This is a genomic window from Shewanella sp. SR43-8, assembly GCF_014163775.1.
GTDB classification, from domain to species: Bacteria; Pseudomonadota; Gammaproteobacteria; order Enterobacterales; family Shewanellaceae; genus Shewanella; species Shewanella vesiculosa.
Genome location: NZ_JACJDX010000009.1, coordinates 45,799 through 64,886 on the forward strand (window position 1 = coordinate 45,799; position 19,088 = coordinate 64,886).

Here is a 19,088-nt window from a genome sequence, read left to right on the forward strand (position 1 = left end):
TAAGCTCAAAAATAGAGCAAAAGCTCTTATGGTTTGTGGCCGCTTAATGTAGAATGCGAAAAGCGGAACACCTGTAAGCTAAAAAGGCCACAGCCATATGTCATTAGATCAATACCACGTAGTCCAACTTCTGCAGCAACAAGGTCAGTCTCTAGGTCAGAATATCGCCCTTGAAGGCTTTGATATGCCGGCCCCTTGGCACACTGTCTCTTGGAGTGCATTTAATACAATCACCGACTCAGTCGCACAGTTGTTAATTGAATTTGGCTTACAAGTACAAGACAAGGTGGTTATTTTAGCCCAAAACTGCCCACAGTGGACTTGTGCTGATATTGGCGCCCTAAAAGCGCGCAATGTGGTCGTGCCTGTGTATCCCACCAGTACTATCGATCAAGCGGTGTTTATTGTTAATGATGCTCAAGCTAAATTAATTTTTGCCGGTAACCAACAGCAATACGACATGGCATGTACCATTGCTGCTCAAGCAGACTGCGTAGAGCATATTGTGGTGTTTGATGCGAATGTGACCCTGAATGCCGATAATCATGTGTATTTTGATCAGGTATTAGCGGCGCAATTTAATCCGCTGATTAACGCAGAACTCAATACCAGGCTTTCCAATAGCAACCTAGATGACTTATTAACGCTGATTTATACCTCTGGCACCACAGGTAACCCTAAAGGTGTGATGTTGGACTACCGTAATTTTGCCTCAATGATCAATCAACATGACAGTAAGTTACCTTTTACAGCGGGTGATGTGTCGTTGGCATTTTTACCGCTGAGCCATGTATTTGAACGCGGTTGGAGCATGTATGTATTGTGTCGCGGCGGCCATAATGTCTATCTAAACGACACGAATCGAATTAAAGAAGCCCTCGTTGCGGTAAAACCTCATACCTTATGTGTTGTGCCGCGATTTTTAGAGAAAATATACAGCGCAGTACACGATAAAGTTGGCCGAGCCTCTAAACCAAGGCAAGCTCTGTTTGCCTGGGCGATGAGAGTAGGCAAACGTCAATTTGACGTTAGCCAAGGCCGTGCTGCAGGAAGTTTGTGGTTAAGTGCACAGTGGCAGCTGGCTAACAAGCTGGTTTACAGTAAGCTACAGCAAGTGTTGGGTGGCAGGTTAAAGTTTATGCCTGTTGGCGGTGCAGCTCTGGATGTTAATGTGGGCAGCTTTTTTCACAGCATTGATGTGCCGGTATTGTGTGGTTATGGCATGACAGAGACCAGCGCCACAGTAACTTGTAACACCTTAGATAATCGCGTATCGGGATCGAACGGCAAGCCACTCGATGCCATGCAAATTAAGCTAGGCAAAGACGACGAAATTTTGGTACGTGGCGACACCGTGATGCGTGGTTATTACAATCGACCACAAGATACTGCTGAAGCCTTTGACGATGGTTGGTTAAAAACCGGTGATGCAGGGCGTATTGATGAGCAAGGTAACTTATATATTACCGATCGCATTAAAGAATTAATGAAAACCTCGAACGGTAAATACATAGCACCGCAGCGAGTTGAAGGTAAGGTGGCTTGTTGTCCGTTTATCGAACAAGTCGCCATTGTTGCCGATGCGCGTAATTATGTATCTGCCCTCATTGTGCCAGCATTTGAAGCATTAAATACTTGGGCTAAAGCCCAAGGTATTCATGTTGAAAACCCAATTGAGTTATTACGTCACTCACAAGTGGTGGCTCATTTTGAGCAGCGATTAATTGAGTTGCAGCATGAGCTAGCTGGGTTTGAAAAAATCAAAAAATTCACTTTACTACATGAAGCATTTTCAATGGAGTCTGGACTCATTACGCCAACATTAAAGCTGCGTCGTAAAATGATTTACAGCAAATATCATAGTGAAATTAATGCCATGTACGGGCAGTAATTAATTATCAATAATAATCCTAAAGGACGCACTAGCGTCCTTTTTTGTAATACTTAGTGATAATTGCCAGTATTTCCAGTAGAGGTACAATACTCTATTTTAAAATTAGGCAACATAGAGGGAACTATGGAAATTATCACGGTAAATGGAAAGCCTGTTTTTAGATCTAGCACTCAGTCTTTTTATGGCAATCAATTTAGCCAGAAAGTGTTGGCTAGTGGTATTTTTGCAGAGATGAGTGGTACATGATCAACAATTCGCAGAGTGAAGATGTTTCTGTTGGGATATTTCCGCCCTTGTTGTCATTTATAACCTTTTTAATTGCTTCTGTGTTGATGACTATATCATTTGGAGTAGCGGCATCTGTTACATTGAATTTTTATTTTGACCCTTCAGCAGAAGTGATTTTAGGTGTGCTAGCCGTTTTATCGATCAGTTTTTGCTTGGTGAATTACCAAGTAATTCTAGGTTCATTTTTTGCCGTTAAAGTGCTGAGAGTTGCTCAATATTCTCTTTTGGTTTTGCTGGTTCCTGTTGTGATAATAGAAGATTTTTCCGTTGGAGTATTCCTTGTTAAATTGGTTTCAGCTGTTATAACAATTAGCTCAATTTTTATTTTAGACAGCACACAATATCAAATTTTTGTTCAACATCGATTAAATAGTGTTGAAGACTATAAATCTGTTCTTGCGGAGATAGCTGCAGAAGAAGGCTCTAAAAATTAAAGCAGCTCTTCGTTGATTAAACTCACTTGTGGCTCTGTCGTTTGGGTCAGTATACGAACGGCAATAATAGTGAGTCCATTCATGTGATGGAGTCAGTATTTACGCGATAGGAAAATATGTCGAATAGTTGTTTGGCTTCGGAGTGACAAGATTTTCGCCGAGATTTGATGGCATTTTGTCTGTTTAGTTGATTTTGACCATCATAGATGAGTACGATATTCATCTAAAAGTCAATTTTTTCAAAGTGTTAAATTTGGTTCCTCGCATTATCTATAAATACTTTCGTATTCAGGAGTTTTTTGATGACCTCGAGTGAGATGTGTCGTTAGAATGGGCTAATGACATTTGTTCACCGAGCAAAGCGTCAATGGACTCAAAATAATAATAAAGGATTCTTTGTGACAGACACTCAATTTAGCATGACCCTCAAACCGCGCTTTTGTGAAACCGACGCATTAGGACACATTAACAACACGGTTATTCCTGTGTGGTTTGAAGCGGCTCGTGAGCCCATTTTTGAAATCGTAAATCCAGGACAAGATTTAACTAAGTGGAACATGATCATTGCTGGTTTTACAGTCGCCTTTACCGCGCCAACGTATTATGGCGCAGAAGTTGTGGTTAAAACGCATATTAGCCGTTTAGGCAATAGCAGCTTCGATATATTACAAAGCTGTTGGCAGCAAGGTAAAAAAACCGCTGAAGCGACCACCACCATGGTTCACTACAATTACCAAACTGAAAAAAGCGAGCCACTTGCTGAGCTTGTACGTCAGCAATTGGCAGCGTTAACGGGTCCGGTTTAAGGTGTTAATGAGCCATAATAGCTTTAGGTAACATAAGGGCTTAACGTATAAATTTGACCACATAGCTGCAGCTGGTATTGATGTTAAAATTTTCCGTTTTAGCCCACGCCAGCCCAGTACGAACTAATTTTTCAGCAATACCTTGGCCGCGTAAAGCCGGTGGGACAAAGGTGCGCTGGAAATCGATACTTTGACCATCTAAGTGGTATTCGAGCACGGCTTCAGCCCCTTGAGTGACGACCACAAAACGATGTCGATCGACTTGATGTTGCACTGTTACAGCTTCTTGGTTGCTCATGGCTTGTTCTCTATTGTTATTGATTGCTGCATTGTTTAAGCAAGATTAATGTCGTTATGCATGCGGTTACAAAAGATCGTTATTCATGCAGCTTCAATGCGGCAAGTAATTCTGGGGTTAATTTGGCTTTTTGGTTTGTTTTGAAGTTAAACATCACCACTTTTGCCCAGCCGATAGTCGTAACAGCTTGCTGTGCTTTACTGAACACTGTGTAATGCATCACAAAGCGATCTTGAGTGATGTCACTTATTTTTACGCCAACAATGATAGCGTCAGGAAAGGTCAGTGGGCGCTTAAAGCGGGCATTGGTTTCGCTTAATACTGGACCTACTCCAGTGGTTTTTATATCGCCTAGTAGGTTAATTTGATTAAAGAAATCGAGACGCGCGGTTTCAAAATACTTAAAATATACTGAGTTATTAACGTGTTGTAGAGCATCCATTTCCCCCCATGCTACTTGAATGTCTGTGCTGATAGAATGTTGAGCTAAAAAGTCATTCATGGCGGTTCTCTGTTGTGGATTAATAAATTAAACGCTTGTTTAAATTTCAACTGTTAATCTAACAGTCCGGACGATGAACAACAAGGGACAGTGGCTATTACAGTAAGTATATCCAGTGAACTTATAAGGATTTCACCTTGCGAAAAGAGACTTATCTAACAACATCGAGTTTATGGATATCGTCATGTTGGGCAGTGTTTACTGCACGATTTGCTAAGCTGCAAACTCAACTGAGTGCGCCGCAAAAGCTCTACCTCGTCGCGATAGTGTTGTTGTTTTGTACTGACTCCGTTGTGTGGGTGGCGATTATCAGCGTCATGGCGATGTCGATTGAGTTCTGGCATTTATTTGAACGCATGTGGCACAGTTTGGCTGGTAAAGCGGTGTTGTTATTGTTCTACGCCATCGTAGCTAATTTTGCCTTGGCAAGCTCAAGTTCAGTGGTTAACGATGTGGTTGGTGTGGCTGCTAGTAGTTTTAATTATACTCATAACTTTGCCATATTATTGTATATCCCAGCATGGAGTGTGGTGATGAGCTGTATAGTATTGTTAGTGCTGCAGCTTATTTTCCCGCTGATGTTTGCCGTGTCTTTTTTACTCCGTCCTTTTGGTGTAACCAATTTTCGCTTGATTAGTCATCAACATTTTCATCGTACTACTTTTTGGGTGCGGGTGATTTTAGCTGCTGTTGTGCTGTATCACCTTGCCATGCTGATGGATCTGGGTGGGCAGATTGAGAAAGCCTTAGATGATCCACAAGTTGTGCAATTAGTTGAAGCCAAAACAGAAGATGAAATAATCGCAGATGATGGCACCCCTTTAGTTGTAAAACAACAAGGTGAGCAGCAAGAGGTTGCAGAGCCTCCGTTGATTAAAAGTGCTGATGAATTGGTGCATGATCAAGAACGTGACGTGATCGATGAGATTGCGAAGCGGCCATATAACCATTTACGCAGCCAGTATTTTACCAGTGTGCGCAAAGCCATTGCCTTGTTTGCTTTTCAGTTAGAGGCTAATGCTAAATCGCGCTGCCAAAAGCTGCCACTGTCGCATGTAGTTGAACTTAATGATTATGAAATACTTGAGATAACGCCAGATATCAATGCTGTGTATGGTTATCATTTTGAAGTTAAAAAATGCATCTCACCGGCATTTCCTAGCAGCTAATAAGTTGCACATATAAAAAAACGACCCAAGAGGCCGTTTTTTATATGTGCTGCTAAAGTCTTAATCGAAGGTTAGCTCACTAAAGCTAGTTACTTTTTTACACTTAGCTTGACGTTGATCGGCAAAACGGATCATTTGGCAAGTCGTCATCCCCGCTGCTTCTGCAGCAACAAGCTCTTCTGCTACGTCTGACACAAATAAGATCTGCTTTGGCTTCAAGCTGATGGTATTGCAAATATTGCAGTAGGCTTGTTTGTCTAACTTATTGCCTGTTCGGGTATCAAAGTGACCATTGAACGAACCGGTTAAATCGCCTGCTTCGGTGTGGCTGAATAACAGTTTTTGTGCTTCGACAGAGCCAGAAGAGAAGCTGTAAATACGAATGCCTTTCTCTTTAATGCGCTCAATGCTCTCGATAAAGTCTGGATAAATATGGCCAGTAAACTCAACGCGGTTATAACCCTGTTTCCAGATTAATCCCTGCAGGGTTTTCAGTGGCGTAAGTTTGCGATCTTCGTCGATCCATTGCTGTAAAATCTCGATGACTCGTTCAAGTGACGCATCGGGTTCTAAGGCGATATCTTTAACATCGCTAATACAATAATCAACGACTACGTTATGTTGGTTTTGCTCAAGAAAATCAGCCATAGCCTTTCTTGAGTAAGGAAATAACACATCCTGAATAAAGTTAAGATCGGTAGTGGTACCGGCGGTATCAACGATAATAGCTCTAATGCTCATAAGACTTGTTACTCCAAAACAATAATTAACTTAATGATGATCCTATGCTTTATTGGGGATTAAGGCTAGTGCTATTCATCACTTTGCCCCTGTATTCGCTGATTTTGAGTGCAAGGTGTGAGCTAAGTTTAGATAACGCTAAATTGCCTTGAGTGATGCGGTCTGGTAGCTTCAGGGATAACTTTATGCTCGAGTTTTACAAGGAAGGCACCATGCTTACAACAGGGACAAAACGTTATTTCAAATGGCCGCTCATTTGGATTAACCGTATAACGAGATACACGCTATTACTGAGTTTTTTCTCCATAGGCGCGGTGTCTGCCACTGAGGTATTGCCGCAACTTAACACTGAAACCCTGAGTGTCAGTTCCACTCTATTTAGTGACCCAGCTGACTTTGTGGTGACCTTGCCAAACGGTTATACCAAGCAAACCGATAAGCGTTATGTGGTGTTATTTGACTTACATCCACGTAGCCATTTGTATTTGTCGGGAATGCACGATTGGATGAGCCATAATGGCGGATGGCCGTGGTTAGAGACTATCATTGTCACCGCGCCAGATGGTCATCAAGGGCTAGGCAAGTTGAAAAAGCAGGCCATTGAACAACGAGGCGACCAAGCTTTACTGGATTTTTTTGAGCAAGACTTATTGCCAGCGATAGATAAACGTTATCGTACCAATGGCTTTCGTATTTTTAATGGTTTTACTGGCAATGCGGGTTTAGTGCTATATAGCCTCATCAATCGTCCTAGTCTGTTTAATGCGTATATTGCTGCCAGTCCGGTACTTTCTAAAGAGTTTGCCTACGTGTTAAGCGATGCGCCCAAAAAGCTGCAAAGCATGAAAAACCAGGCGCGATTTTTATTCGTGAGCACCAGCGACAGCGACTTTGAGCAAAGGCAGCTCGACTCGTTTGCGACGCTTGAAAATATTATTCAGACCCATGCCAATAGCAAATTGAATTATCAAATAAAGCGCTTTAATGGCAGCTATTATATGACTCAACCTATTTTGGCGACGGCATTGGGTATTGAGATGATATTTAATGATGTGCATAGCGTATTAGCGGCAGACTCTGAGGTGTCACAACAAGGTACTAAGGCCATTCTAGCCTATTACAAGCATCTTTCAGATGACGTTTATGGCTTTGATGTACCTGCGATTGATTCGCTGCTAGCGTTGGCTGATAGTTTACCTCCGGAGCAAGCCATTAGTGTATATCAAGACACGATTAACGCTTACCCAAAAGCTGACTCCGCTTATCATTCGTTAGCCAGTGTTTATGCAGCAGCAGGTGACATTGACCAAGCAATCGCTTTTGAAAAACAAGCGCTCGCCAATACTGATCATCCGTTTTATCAAAGTAAATACACTCAGCAATTAGCTGAATATCAAGCGCAGTAAAATTAACTCTGGTGAGTTTATTACAGTAAAATACGGGGCGATATTTCGCCCCGTATTTTTGATTGCGTTATTGTTTACGCAGCAGTTTCAAGCCACTGATTGATTTTCTGTTCCATTAAGTCCAACGGTAATGCACCATTTTCTAAAAGACGATCATGAAACACTTTAATATCGAACTTATCACCTAAAACTTGTTTGGCTTTCTCGCGAAGTTCGATAATTTTTAGCTCACCTAGTTTATAACCCAGTGCTTGCCCCGGCCATACTGTGTAACGTTCAATCTCAGCTGTCGCTTCAGATTGATGAATACCTTCAGTCGCTACCGCGTAATCAATGGCTTTTTCACGGCTCCAACCTTTGGCGTGCATGCCCGTATCAACCACTAAACGTACTGCACGATGTAGTTCAGATTGTAAGCGACCAATATTATCAATTGGGTCATTAGCATAAATACCCATTTCGGCAGCTAGGCGTTCAGCGTACAAGGCCCAGCCTTCACCAGCCGCATTGGAGTAAAATACGGTACTCAACAGGGGCAATTCATCAGATAAGCCAATAATGGTTTGTAAATGATGACCTGGATTGGTTTCGTGGTAGGTCAAGGTTTGTAATGAATATGATGGCAGTGATGCTGTATCATACAAGCTGATCCAGAACGTGCCTTTGCGTGAACCATCTTGCGATGGGGCATCATAAAATGCACCGCTAGTTGAAGCCGCACGACTATCTGGTACCGCTTCAATGGCCACATCTTGGTCAGGTAAACGGCCAAACCAGTCTGGTAATTTGGCATCAACTAAGGCTAAGTCGGCATCAATATCGGCCATTAGTTGTTGCTTACCTTCTGGCGTATTTGGGTAAAGATATTGTGGGTCGTTGAGCAATACTTGCATGCGCTCACCTACAGTACCGTCAACATAACCCACCTCTTTAAGTAGTCCGTCCATTTCGAGAGTAATCCGTGCCACTTCGGCCAAACCGAGTTGATGAATGTCATCGGCGGTTTTAGTTGAGTTACCTAAATGTTGGATAAGTGTCTGATATAGCTTAGCCCCTTGAGGCAAACGACCAATGCCAGCTTCATGGGTTGCTTTTGGACGCACGGCTTCTAACGCATTGATTAGTTGGCGAGTTGCGGCATAGTATTTAGTTTCAACCAGTTCAGCGGCAGAGCTGATTAACGCATCACTACCCGCAACCTTTGCAGTATTAAGTTTAGCGCCAAAACTGGTGACTAAAGGATGCATGTTAGCCGGGCTGCTGATTTGTGCCTGTAACCCTCGTAAGGTGTTATCAATAACAAAATCGGGTGGAATGACGCCTATATCGGCATCATGGTTAAGCTTATCGACAAGCGTGCCCATTGCTGCAGGGTACATGCTTAAACGGTTTAAATAGGCGTTCGCTTCATCGGTATTGGTTACGGCAAATTTGTCTTCCATATAACCCGGAAATTCAATTTGTAAACCCGATAGGTGGTTGACGGAGTAGGGTAAAAACCACACACCATATTCGCCTAATACCGTGCCATAATTCACTGTTTGAGCCGGCAGCAATGCGCCTTTTACTTCCGATTTTATCGCGTTCAAGCTTATTTTCTCTGAATCGCTAAGGCTTGAGGCATCAATACTGTTCAGTTGACTCAGTATTGCCTTAAGGCCTTTTCGACGGTGAGTTTCACCAGATGGGCTGTAGTCGGTGAGTTTAGACATCACTTTGGCGTTGATACTGGCATCGCTCACGCCATAGTAAGTGGCAATTTCTGGTCTAAGTAGAAAGTAATCTCTCGTGATCGACTCTACTTGTTGTTTAAGGCTTAGCTTGGTCGCTGAGTTACCTGTTTGGTCGCTGGCTGTTTTTGAGTTGTTATTAGCTGTGCTGGGATCAGAACAAGCGGTGGCAAGCAGACTTATAATAATGGCAGGGATAATTTTTTTCATTGATTACTCATTACGTTAATAGTGGCATTCAAGTACGAATATGAGCATATCCTAACAGTTATGAGACTTAAGCTGTTGCAGTTTTATGTGCGACCTATTGAAAAATAACGCTGTCAGTTTGACGATGAGGTATAAATATGGTCTAACATTATTGAACATTGACATGAAATGGAGAAGGATATGTTAGGTGAAAGCCATGCGTTATTAGTTGATTTTCCTGAGTATCAAGACAAGATTTTGATGTTAACCGCCACTGATACTGAGTTTGCAGAAGATGCAAAGCAGTACCATAATTTAGATACTGAAATTCGTAAGCTGGAGTTACGCAACTCTCCAACAAGTGATGACTTTATGCATCAAGCCAAGCTTGACCGAACCGTGCTCAAAGACAAGCTTTACCTGCAGTTTACGCAAGCTTAATTCGTTTATTCGGCATTTTTGGCTATGTCACCATTTAGGTTGTGATGACATGGTCTATTTTTGCTGCTATCTCAGCTATATTCTTATTTTTATGGCCTGCGGCCACTAATGCTTAAGATCGCAAGGTTCCACCCTGCACGGGCCAATTCTACTGTCATTCCGGCATTGCTTTTGAGCCGGAATCCCACTCTCTTCTTTTATCGTTTAGGTTTTTATGGCCTGTGGCCACTAACGTCGTGGCGCTTCGCCCACACCAGACCAAGAGGAAACCAACGGCTGTTCCCTCTTGGAACTCCCAGCCGCCCCGCAACATTTTCAAACAGCGAAAAGGTCGCCATGGGGATTCATCCAGCTTTTAACTTTATTTTTAGTCCGCCTCGGCCTTATTCGAAAATGCTAACGCTTCCGATGGGGCGTCCCTTCCCCTCGAAAGCTAGCTGGCCGTCCATGGCCAGCTCACGCTATTTTCTTCAACGTCCTCAATGTAATTGAATCCTGAAAGTTTAAGATCCGTGGAATGACGTAAAATTAGTAGTAAGGACAACAGAAATCACAAAACACTACTTTAAAAGATGTAATTATAACAATCGATTAGCTAAAGTGTTGTATAAAAAACAACTACCGTAAAAAAGCAAATTCCTATAACATAAAACATACCAATTAAAGTTGGATATGGCATCGCCCAAGTTCAACAAGCGATTTATGCGTCGCAAACAACGCAACGCATAAATACTAAAATGTTAGCTTTCAGTGGAGAAGCTCGATGGATCGAGGCATAGTAGTAACACCATATTTCACTTTTGATGGTCATTCATTACATTTTCCTGGGTTAGTTGGAATTGAATCGACTAACTTGAAGCACTATTTGTTGTATTGGGATAAAGTTGAATTTCCTAATAACAACATTATTCATATTGGAGATTCTCCAGAATTTGAATTTCTATATAATGAGAATGTTCTTCAGCGTACGAATATTAATATAAATGGTTTTAGTGGCAACATCGGGAATGTATATTTAATCGCGCAAGCCGAAGCCATTAGGAAATTAAATGAGCAAGATCCTGGTAAGTGGACGTTAGGTCAAAATAGCTCACGTTTATTTGTACCTGACAGCCTATCTAAAAACACTTCGAGTGTTGAGTTTGAGCTTTACAATATTCTCCCCTCACCAGGTGACGATGTATCTTATGAAGAGATACTTAATTTTAAGGTAAAAAGAAAGGATGAACTTGCAGAGTTTCGGATGTGTATGGATGATATATATATCGATATTACAAAGAGTAATGATATCCCGCGTTCTAAAAACGTTGCTTTAACGAAGCTTGAGAAAAGTATTTCAAATTTAAACGTTGTAGCTAGTGAGTCTTGGAGTTCGAAATTCTTATCTGGATTTAAAGTGGATATAAGTATACCAAATGTTATAGACAACTCCGTTAAAGGTGCTGGTTTAGCAGCGATGTCAAGTTTACCTATAACCCTTGGCGCAGCTGCTGGAGCAGTGGCTTCTGTGATGAAATTTGACTTTTCGACGGCGCCTAGAGTTACAGGAACCAAAGGGTTACGCAATGATTTTGCTTATATATCAAGCGTTAATCGTGATCTAAAAAGCTAATAAATTAGGATTCAAAAATCAATCAGGGTGTCACTTTGGCACACGGGCTAATAAGGTGTTCAAGACTCATTGCACTTATCTTGCTTACCAATAAGCCATGCTCAACATTGTTTACTCTTTTGCAAACACTTTGCGGCCATCAACCCAGGTGGCGATGACGTTGTTTTGCCAAATCTGTTGTGGGTCAATTTTAAAATAATCATCTTCGACTAAGATAAAATCTGCTTTTTTACCGGGTTCTAATGAACCTAATAATTGCTCTTGGTGGCCCGCGTAGGCGGCGTCGATGGTGAAGCTTTTGAGTGCTTCGATGCGTGATAGTTTTTCGCTAGAGAGCCAGCCGTCGAGTGGCTGGTTAACATGATCTTGGCGGGTAACTGATGCATGTAATCCAAAAAATGGGTTAGGTGACTCGATGGGAAAGTCTGAACCGTTGGCGATAACGGCATTGGCATTTAACAGTTTTCGCCATGCATAAGCGCCGGCTAGACGGGCTTTACCTAAACGATTTTCGGCCATGTTTTTATCGCTGGTAGCGTGTGTTGCTTGAATTGAGGCGATAACCCCAAGTTGGGCAAAGCGCGGTATATCGGCTAAATCGAGAATTTGTGCGTGTTCAATGCGGTGGCGTAATGCTTTAGAGTCTGTGGCTGCAATCGCGGTTTGGTATTTATCGAGTACGACTTGATTGGCATTATCGCCAATGGCGTGGGTGTTGACCTGAAATCCCGCTTTCATCGACTGTAAAATTAGTTTGCCTAATTGCTCGTCTGAGTAAAGCATTAAGCCTTTATGGCCAGGTTGATCTGAGTATTCTTTGATTAACGCAGCGCCGCGACTGCCCAGTGCGCCATCGGCTGATATTTTAACGCTGTCGACTTTAAACATATCGTCAACCGTGGTGATGAATCCTTGTTTTAATATAGTGTCAAAGCGTGGGTCTTCTACCGACAGCATGCCATTGACTCGAATGCTCATAGCTTTTTTATCGGCTAATTGCTGGTAGGCTTTGATGTTAGCAATGCTAATGCCAGCATCGTGAACGCTGGTGAGTCCGTAAGAGGCAAGGCTGTTCATTGCTAGCGTTAAAGTGGATTCAAGTTGTTGCTGGTTAAGGTCTGGAATGATGTTAAACACTAAGTTCATTGCATTGTCGATAAGTACGCCAGTTGGATTACCTTGAGCATCTTTAACAATTTCCCCGCCTTCTGGCGCGACTGTGTTGGCGGAAATACCGGCTAGCGCTAGGGCTTTGCTATTCACCCAAATAGCATGGCCATCTACCCGACCAAATGACACTGGGTTAGCGCTAAAGGCTTTATCTAGGCTTTCTTTGCTGGGAAATTGCTTACTGTCCCATAATTCTTGGTTCCAACCGCGACCCATCAGCCAGCCATCGGTGGGATTTTTTTTACTGAATGCTTGAGCTCGCGCAACAGCATCTTGCTCGCTACTGGTATTGGTCAAATCAGCAGTGAGTAGGCTCAAGCCGTAATTCAGTACATGACCATGGGCGTCGATTAATCCAGGCAGTAGCGTTTTACCTTGTCCATCAATTAAGGTGATATCAGTCGCCGTTGGTAAGGTTTGATTTTGGCTAAATAACTGATCAATTTTATCATCGGTAAATTGAATCGCATTAAAGGTTTGCAGTTTGCCGTCAACGAGCGTGTAGCCATTAACGTGATGCACCAGTGTGGTTTGCGCCATGCTGTTAGCGCTAAAACCTGCAAAACCCAATGCTATCGATAGCGCTAAATACCCTTTTTTCATCTTGTTATCCCTTGTCATGCGACCATTTAATCAGTACCCATTAAATGTTAATTAATCGTTAATGGCAAGAGGCGTAATGGGGTGATGGGATGTCGATTAGCGGTTTATGTGTTTAACTCCTTTGTCTAAGGATTTGTAAATCAGCTTAACGGCCAATTCTGATGAGACGTTAAGCTGTTGTCATGGCGGATGACTAAATCACAGTAACTGACAGGTTACTGCACGATTAATGCGGTAGGGCAATTACCTGACCTTTTTTGACCACGGTTTTGCACGGATTAACCCCGTATGCGTAAGCCAATTGTGCTGGTGTGGTGATGTCCCACAAACAAAAATCGGCTTGTTTACCGATGTTAATACTGCCGACATTATTATCGATACCCAGCGCTTTTGCAGCATTAATGGTCACACCTTGTAAGGCTTCTTCTGGGGTTAATCTAAATAGCGTACAGGCCATATTGAGCATTAATAAGGTTGAGCAAATAGGCGATGACCCCGGATTAAAATCGCTGGCAATCACCATAGGTACCTTGTATTGGCGCAGTAATTCAATTGGCGGTAATTGGGTTTCGCGTAAAAAGTAAAATGCCCCTGGTAACAAGGTTGCGCAGGTACCGCTTTCACTAATGGCTTTAACGCCAGCTTCGTCTAAAAACTCAATATGATCGACTGATTTAGCCCCAAGCTTGGCGGCTAAGGCGCTACCGCCCATGTTGGTTAATTGCTCGGCATGCAGTTTTATCTGTAATCCTGCTTGTTTCGCTGCGGTTAATACTCGCTCCGTTTGCTCAATACTAAAGGCGATATTTTCACAAAAGACATCCACAGCATCAGCAAGGTTTTCAGCGATTACCGCGGGGAGCATGTCATTGATGACGAGGTCGATATACGCATCGGCATTATCTTTATATTCTGGCGGGATAGCATGGGCGCCTAAAAAGGTGGTGCAGACGTCAATATGATGATGCTCGCCGAGTTCACGCGCTACGCGAAGTAATTTAAGTTCGGTTTCGGTGTTCAAGCCATAGCCTGATTTAATTTCAACTGTGGTGACGCCTTCTCTGGCTAGGGCGTTTAAGCGTTGTCGGCCCAGTTCAAAGAGTTCGGCTTCATCGGCATCACGACACGCATTAACCGTTGAGATAATACCGCCACCTGCGCGAGCGATTTCGGCGTAAGTCGCACCTTGTAAACGCTGTTCAAATTCGTGGGCACGATTACCGGCAAAGACTAAGTGGGTGTGTGCATCAATGAGCCCCGGCGTGATCCAGCCGCCTTTGCCTCTGTAAACAGGTGTTGCCAGTACATCAAACTCAGGTAGTTCACTGCGCGGGCCAACCCAAGCAATTTTACCGTCTTTTACTGCAATGGCCGCTTGAGGTATTACGCCGTAAGCCCCTTGGATATTGGTATCCATGGTGGCCACGTTTACATCAATCCACACTTGATCCCACGACATAACATCCCCTCAAAATCGGTTTATAACTGTTTGCTAAACAATACTTGTTTTAGCTTGTATATACAAGGTAGGATGAATGATGTGTTTTTAAACAGCAATGGCATTATTGTCTAAAAAACCTGAGAGCTGCTGATATGGTCCAAGCAAAGTTTGCCCAAATAAAACAATTCATTTTGAGCCGTATTGAAACGGGCGAATGGCAAGAAAACGATCGAGTGCCGTCTGAAAATCAGTTAACTGAATTGTTTGCCTGTAGCCGCATGACAGCAAGGCGGGCGTTAACTGAGCTGGTGGACTCGGGCGTGTTAGAGCGTACTCAAGGGGTAGGCACGTTTGTGGCGGGATTAAAGTCGCAATCGTCACTGTTGGCTATTCGTAATATTGCCGACGAGATAAAAGATCGCGGCCATGGCTATAGCGTTCAACAGCTGGAACTAAAACAAATAGATGCCTCAACAGCGGTGGCAAATGCGTTAGGACTTGAAGTCGGCAACCCAGTATTTTATTCAGTATTAGTGCATTGCGAGCAAGGCTTACCACTGCAAGTTGAAGAGCGTTATGTGAACCCACTACTTGTACCTGATTACCTACAACAAGATTTTAACTTACATACACCCCATGAATATTTATCGGCGGTGGCGCCACTGACAGAGGCTAAACATACCGTTGAAGCCATTATGGCTAATGAGCTGTTGCAGCAACGTTTAGCCATTGCGGCGAGTGAACCTTGTTTACAAATTTTACGTCGTACTTGGTCACGCCAAGGTGTGGTCAGTTTTGCTCGCTTAGTTCACCCGGGCAGCAAATTTAAACTGGGTGGTCATTTAACGTTTGCGCGTTAAATAGTGATATCGAAAATGAAAACCTTAAGACATTAATCATAAACAACAAAACCAATAAAAAACCAAACCGAATTAATCGGTTGAAGAGGATAATATGGACAAACGACATGATCCAAGCCGTCGCATTATTGCCCCGCACGGTACTCAATTACAGTGTAAAAGCTGGTTAACTGAAGCGGCAATGCGGATGTTAATGAATAACCTCCACCCAGATGTAGCCGAGCGCCCAGAAGACCTAGTGGTTTATGGCGGTATTGGCCGTGCTGCGCGTGACTGGCAAAGTTACGACAAGATTATTGAGGTGCTAAAACGCCTTGAAGACGATGAAACCTTATTAGTGCAGTCTGGTAAACCTGTTGGGGTGTTTACCACTCATGCCAATGCGCCCCGCGTGATTATTGCTAATTCAAACCTAGTACCACATTGGGCTAACTGGGAGCACTTTAATGAACTGGATAAAAAAGGTTTGGCTATGTATGGCCAAATGACCGCTGGTTCGTGGATTTATATTGGTTCCCAAGGCATTGTTCAAGGCACCTACGAAACCTTTGTCGCCATGGCAAAACAGCACTTTAATGGCTCGTCAGCTGGCAAGTGGATTTTAACTGGCGGTTTAGGCGGCATGGGCGGTGCGCAACCATTGGCTGGTACTATGGCGGGTTATTCAGTATTAACCTGTGAAGTCGATGAAAGCCGGATCGATTTTCGCATGCGCACCGGTTACGTCGACAAAAAAGCCACTTCATTAGATCAAGCATTAGCGATGATTTATGAAGCAAACCAAAGCGGCAAGCCTGTTTCGGTGGGTTTATTAGCGAATGCCGCCGATGTGTTTACTGAGTTAGTGACTCGCGGCATTGTGCCTGATGTGGTCACTGACCAAACCTCAGCCCACGATCCATTAAACGGCTATTTACCTCAAGGCTGGACCTTAGAGCACGCAGCGCAAATGCGTAAAACTGACGAAGCGGCAGTGGTTAAAGCGGCTAAGCAGTCAATGGCCGTTCAAGTTAAAGCTATGTTGGCATTACAAGCAGCCGGTGCGGCAACCACGGATTACGGTAATAATATTCGTCAAATGGCCTTTGAAGAAGGTGTGAAGAATGCGTTTGACTTCCCAGGGTTTGTGCCTGCGTATGTGCGGCCATTATTTTGTGAAGGCATTGGACCATTCCGTTGGGTAGCCTTGTCTGGCGATCCGCAAGATATCTATAAGACAGATGCCAAAGTCAAAGAGCTGATCCCTGATAATCCGCAGTTACACAATTGGCTCGACATGGCGCGTGAGCGTATTGCATTTCAAGGTCTGCCGGCACGTATCTGTTGGGTTGGCTTAAAAGATCGTGCCCGCTTAGCGCTAGCCTTTAATGAAATGGTCAAAAATGGTGAGTTATCCGCACCGATTGTCATTGGTCGTGATCACTTAGATTCTGGCTCAGTAGCCAGTCCAAACCGTGAAACCGAAGCCATGCTCGATGGTTCTGATGCGGTATCGGATTGGCCATTAATGAATGCTTTACTCAATACGGCCAGTGGTGCGACTTGGGTATCATTACATCATGGCGGCGGCGTAGGCATGGGCTTTAGTCAGCACTCAGGGGTGGTGATTGTTGCCGATGGTACCTATGAGGCTGCGATAAGATTAGGCCGAGTATTATGGAACGACCCCGCTACTGGGGTAATGCGTCATGCAGATGCTGGCTATGACATTGCAAAAAACTGTGCCAAAGAGCAAGGCTTAGACCTGCCAATGTTAGGAGCATAACCCATGTCGACTTATTCATTTGAACTTATTCCAGGTACGTTAACCCTGGCACAAACCCGTGCGATCAGCCGCAATGATGTCAAGCTGACTCTTGCAACTGCAGCGATTGAAGACATTAAGCAAAGTGCTGAAATCGTTCAGCAGGTGCTCCGCGAAGGCCGAACTGTTTACGGCATCAATACAGGCTTTGGTTTATTAGCCAATACTAAAATTGCTCCTGAAGACCTGCAATTACTGCAACGCTCTATTGTGCTATCTCATGCCGCAGGTATTGGCAAATACATGCAAGATGCCACTGTGCGCCTAATGATGGTATTGAAAATTAACTCATTAAGTCGCGGCTTTTCGGGCATTCGTTTAGAAGTGATCGAGTTTTTAATCCAGCTAATCAATGCCGGTGTGTATCCATGTGTGCCTGAAAAGGGCTCAGTTGGTGCATCAGGTGATTTAGCGCCACTTGCACACATGTGTTTGCCGTTATTAGGCGAAGGCGAAATGAGTTATCAAGGCCAGATCATTAGCGCTAAAGAAGGCTTAGACATCGCAGGATTACACCCCATAGAATTAGCCGCTAAAGAAGGTTTAGCGCTTCTCAATGGTACTCAAGCATCGACAGCGCTAGCGCTTGAAGGGTTATTTAATGCCGAAGACTTGTTTGCTGCCAGTTCAGTGATTGGTGCTATGAGTGTTGAAGCGGCTATGGGCAGTCGTAGCCCATTTGATATACGCATTCATGCTGCGCGTGGTCAAAAAGGCCAAATTGATTCGGCCGCTATTTTCCGTCATCTGTTAAGCAATGAGTCAGAAATTAGCTTAAGCCATACCAATTGCGAAAAAGTACAAGATCCCTATTCACTGCGTTGTCAGCCGCAAGTGTTAGGTGCCTGTTTAACCCAAATACGTCAAGCTGCAGAAGTGCTTGGGGCTGAAGCTAACGGTGTTACCGATAATCCACTGGTGTTCCAAGACACTGGCGATATTATTTCTGGCGGTAATTTTCATGCGGAACCTGTAGCAATGGCGGCAGATAATCTTGCAATTGCGATTGCTGAAATGGGTTCAATTTCCGAGCGAAGAATGGCTTTACTAATTGATTCTAGCTTATCTAAGTTGCCGCCATTTTTAGTGGATAACGGCGGGGTGAATTCTGGTTTTATGATTGCTCAGGTGACTGCGGCAGCGTTAGCGTCTGAGAACAAAACCTATGCTCACCCAGCCTCGGTAGACAGCTTACCCACATCGGCTAACCAAGAAGATCATGTGTCGATGGCCACCTTTGCTGCACGGCGCTTACGCTACATGAGCGAAAATACCCGTGGTGTATTAGCCATTGAATTGTTAGCTGCTGCACAAGGGCTCGACTTTAGAACGCCTTTGCAACCAAGTACAGCAGTGGCAATGGCCAAAGCCGAACTGCGTAACATCGTCACGTTTTATGATAAAGACCGTTATTTTTCACCTGATATCGAGAACTCGGTCGATTTGTTATCGAGTGCAAGCTTTAACAGGCTGCTGCCACAGGGTATGTTACCGAGCTTTTAGTGATGCCACTGATCATTAGCATAAGATATTGATCAATAATCCGATAAAGGGCCGAAAGGTCCTTTTTTATTGCCTTTCTTGTGCAAGGCTAAGCTAATTTTTGTTTAATCTTTCATAGGTATACTGACACTATTTATCACTGTTAACATAGCAGTGACTTACATTTATATTGAGCGTGCTACTGATCTTGTCGAGGT

Annotated in this window: 16 protein-coding genes; 10 read left to right on the forward strand and 6 right to left on the reverse strand. The window is 43.5% G+C overall.

Annotated elements, in window-relative coordinates:
- The first annotated feature begins 97 nt into the window (after nucleotides 1–97).
- From H5114_RS12910 to H5114_RS12920, 3 genes are all read left to right on the forward strand, one after another.
- Nucleotides 98–1,891, forward strand: a complete 1,794-nt coding sequence (locus H5114_RS12910) for a long-chain fatty acid--CoA ligase (RefSeq protein ID WP_182723147.1) — start codon at nucleotides 98–100, stop codon at nucleotides 1,889–1,891.
- Nucleotides 1,892–2,136: 245 nt separating this feature from the next.
- On the forward strand, nucleotides 2,137–2,616 hold the full coding sequence (locus H5114_RS12915) for a hypothetical protein (RefSeq protein WP_182723148.1): 480 nt from the start codon (nucleotides 2,137–2,139) through the stop codon (nucleotides 2,614–2,616).
- 419 nt (nucleotides 2,617–3,035) lie between these two features.
- Nucleotides 3,036–3,422: an acyl-CoA thioesterase gene (locus H5114_RS12920; protein ID WP_404948351.1), complete on the forward strand. Its 387-nt coding sequence runs from the start codon at nucleotides 3,036–3,038 to the stop codon at nucleotides 3,420–3,422.
- Nucleotides 3,423–3,462: 40 nt separating this feature from the next.
- On the opposite strand, the gene H5114_RS12925 is transcribed toward H5114_RS12920, so the two are convergent.
- Nucleotides 3,463–3,720 carry a GNAT family N-acetyltransferase gene (locus H5114_RS12925; protein ID WP_124016665.1) on the reverse strand — a complete coding sequence of 86 codons (258 nt, stop codon included), beginning with the start codon at nucleotides 3,718–3,720 and terminating at the stop codon, nucleotides 3,463–3,465.
- Nucleotides 3,721–3,799: 79 nt separating this feature from the next.
- Complete coding sequence (locus H5114_RS12930; protein WP_124016666.1) at nucleotides 3,800–4,222, reverse strand: thioesterase family protein; 423 nt, start codon at nucleotides 4,220–4,222, stop codon at nucleotides 3,800–3,802.
- Nucleotides 4,223–4,359: 137 nt separating this feature from the next.
- Here H5114_RS12930 and H5114_RS12935 point away from each other — a divergent pair, with 137 nt between their 5' ends.
- Nucleotides 4,360–5,391 carry a hypothetical protein gene (locus H5114_RS12935; protein WP_182723150.1) on the forward strand — a complete coding sequence of 344 codons (1,032 nt, stop codon included), beginning with the start codon at nucleotides 4,360–4,362 and terminating at the stop codon, nucleotides 5,389–5,391.
- 60 nt (nucleotides 5,392–5,451) lie between these two features.
- On the opposite strand, the gene mtnC is transcribed toward H5114_RS12935, so the two are convergent.
- The gene (gene mtnC, locus H5114_RS12940) at nucleotides 5,452–6,132 is read right to left on the reverse strand and encodes an acireductone synthase (RefSeq protein WP_182723151.1); all 681 of its coding nucleotides are present in this window, start codon (nucleotides 6,130–6,132) and stop codon (nucleotides 5,452–5,454) included.
- A gap of 212 nt (nucleotides 6,133–6,344) precedes the next feature.
- Between mtnC and H5114_RS12945 the strand changes: the two genes are divergently transcribed.
- On the forward strand, nucleotides 6,345–7,538 hold the full coding sequence (locus H5114_RS12945) for an alpha/beta hydrolase-fold protein (RefSeq protein WP_182723152.1): 1,194 nt from the start codon (nucleotides 6,345–6,347) through the stop codon (nucleotides 7,536–7,538).
- Between the two features lie 74 nt (nucleotides 7,539–7,612).
- On the opposite strand, the gene H5114_RS12950 is transcribed toward H5114_RS12945, so the two are convergent.
- Nucleotides 7,613–9,478, reverse strand: a complete 1,866-nt coding sequence (locus H5114_RS12950; RefSeq protein WP_182723153.1) for a DUF885 family protein — start codon at nucleotides 9,476–9,478, stop codon at nucleotides 7,613–7,615.
- Nucleotides 9,479–9,658: 180 nt separating this feature from the next.
- On the opposite strand from H5114_RS12950, the gene H5114_RS12955 reads away from it, so the two are divergent.
- Both H5114_RS12955 and H5114_RS12960 read left to right on the forward strand, forming a co-directional pair.
- Nucleotides 9,659–9,898 (forward strand): YdcH family protein, encoded by a 240-nt coding sequence (locus H5114_RS12955; protein ID WP_182698208.1) that lies wholly within the window; start codon nucleotides 9,659–9,661, stop codon nucleotides 9,896–9,898.
- Nucleotides 9,899–10,661: 763 nt separating this feature from the next.
- Complete coding sequence (locus H5114_RS12960) at nucleotides 10,662–11,510, forward strand: DUF6236 family protein (protein WP_182723154.1); 849 nt, start codon at nucleotides 10,662–10,664, stop codon at nucleotides 11,508–11,510.
- Nucleotides 11,511–11,621: 111 nt separating this feature from the next.
- Here H5114_RS12960 and H5114_RS12965 read toward each other — a convergent pair whose 3' ends face one another.
- Nucleotides 11,622–13,283 carry an amidohydrolase gene (locus H5114_RS12965; protein WP_182723155.1) on the reverse strand — a complete coding sequence of 554 codons (1,662 nt, stop codon included), beginning with the start codon at nucleotides 13,281–13,283 and terminating at the stop codon, nucleotides 11,622–11,624.
- A 226-nt stretch (nucleotides 13,284–13,509) separates the two neighbouring features.
- The gene (gene hutI, locus H5114_RS12970; RefSeq protein ID WP_182723156.1) at nucleotides 13,510–14,742 is read right to left on the reverse strand and encodes an imidazolonepropionase; all 1,233 of its coding nucleotides are present in this window, start codon (nucleotides 14,740–14,742) and stop codon (nucleotides 13,510–13,512) included.
- A gap of 134 nt (nucleotides 14,743–14,876) precedes the next feature.
- On the opposite strand from hutI, the gene hutC reads away from it, so the two are divergent.
- The 3 genes from hutC to hutH all read left to right on the forward strand — a co-directional run bounded on the left by hutC (nucleotide 14,877) and on the right by hutH (nucleotide 18,891).
- Nucleotides 14,877–15,584 (forward strand): histidine utilization repressor, encoded by a 708-nt coding sequence (hutC, locus tag H5114_RS12975; protein WP_182723157.1) that lies wholly within the window; start codon nucleotides 14,877–14,879, stop codon nucleotides 15,582–15,584.
- Between the two features lie 94 nt (nucleotides 15,585–15,678).
- Complete coding sequence (gene hutU / locus H5114_RS12980) at nucleotides 15,679–17,349, forward strand: urocanate hydratase (RefSeq protein WP_182723158.1); 1,671 nt, start codon at nucleotides 15,679–15,681, stop codon at nucleotides 17,347–17,349.
- Nucleotides 17,350–17,352: 3 nt separating this feature from the next.
- Entirely contained in the window at nucleotides 17,353–18,891 is a 1,539-nt protein-coding gene (gene hutH / locus H5114_RS12985) for a histidine ammonia-lyase (RefSeq protein ID WP_124016675.1), read from the forward strand.
- The last annotated feature ends 197 nt before the right edge of the window (nucleotides 18,892–19,088 follow it).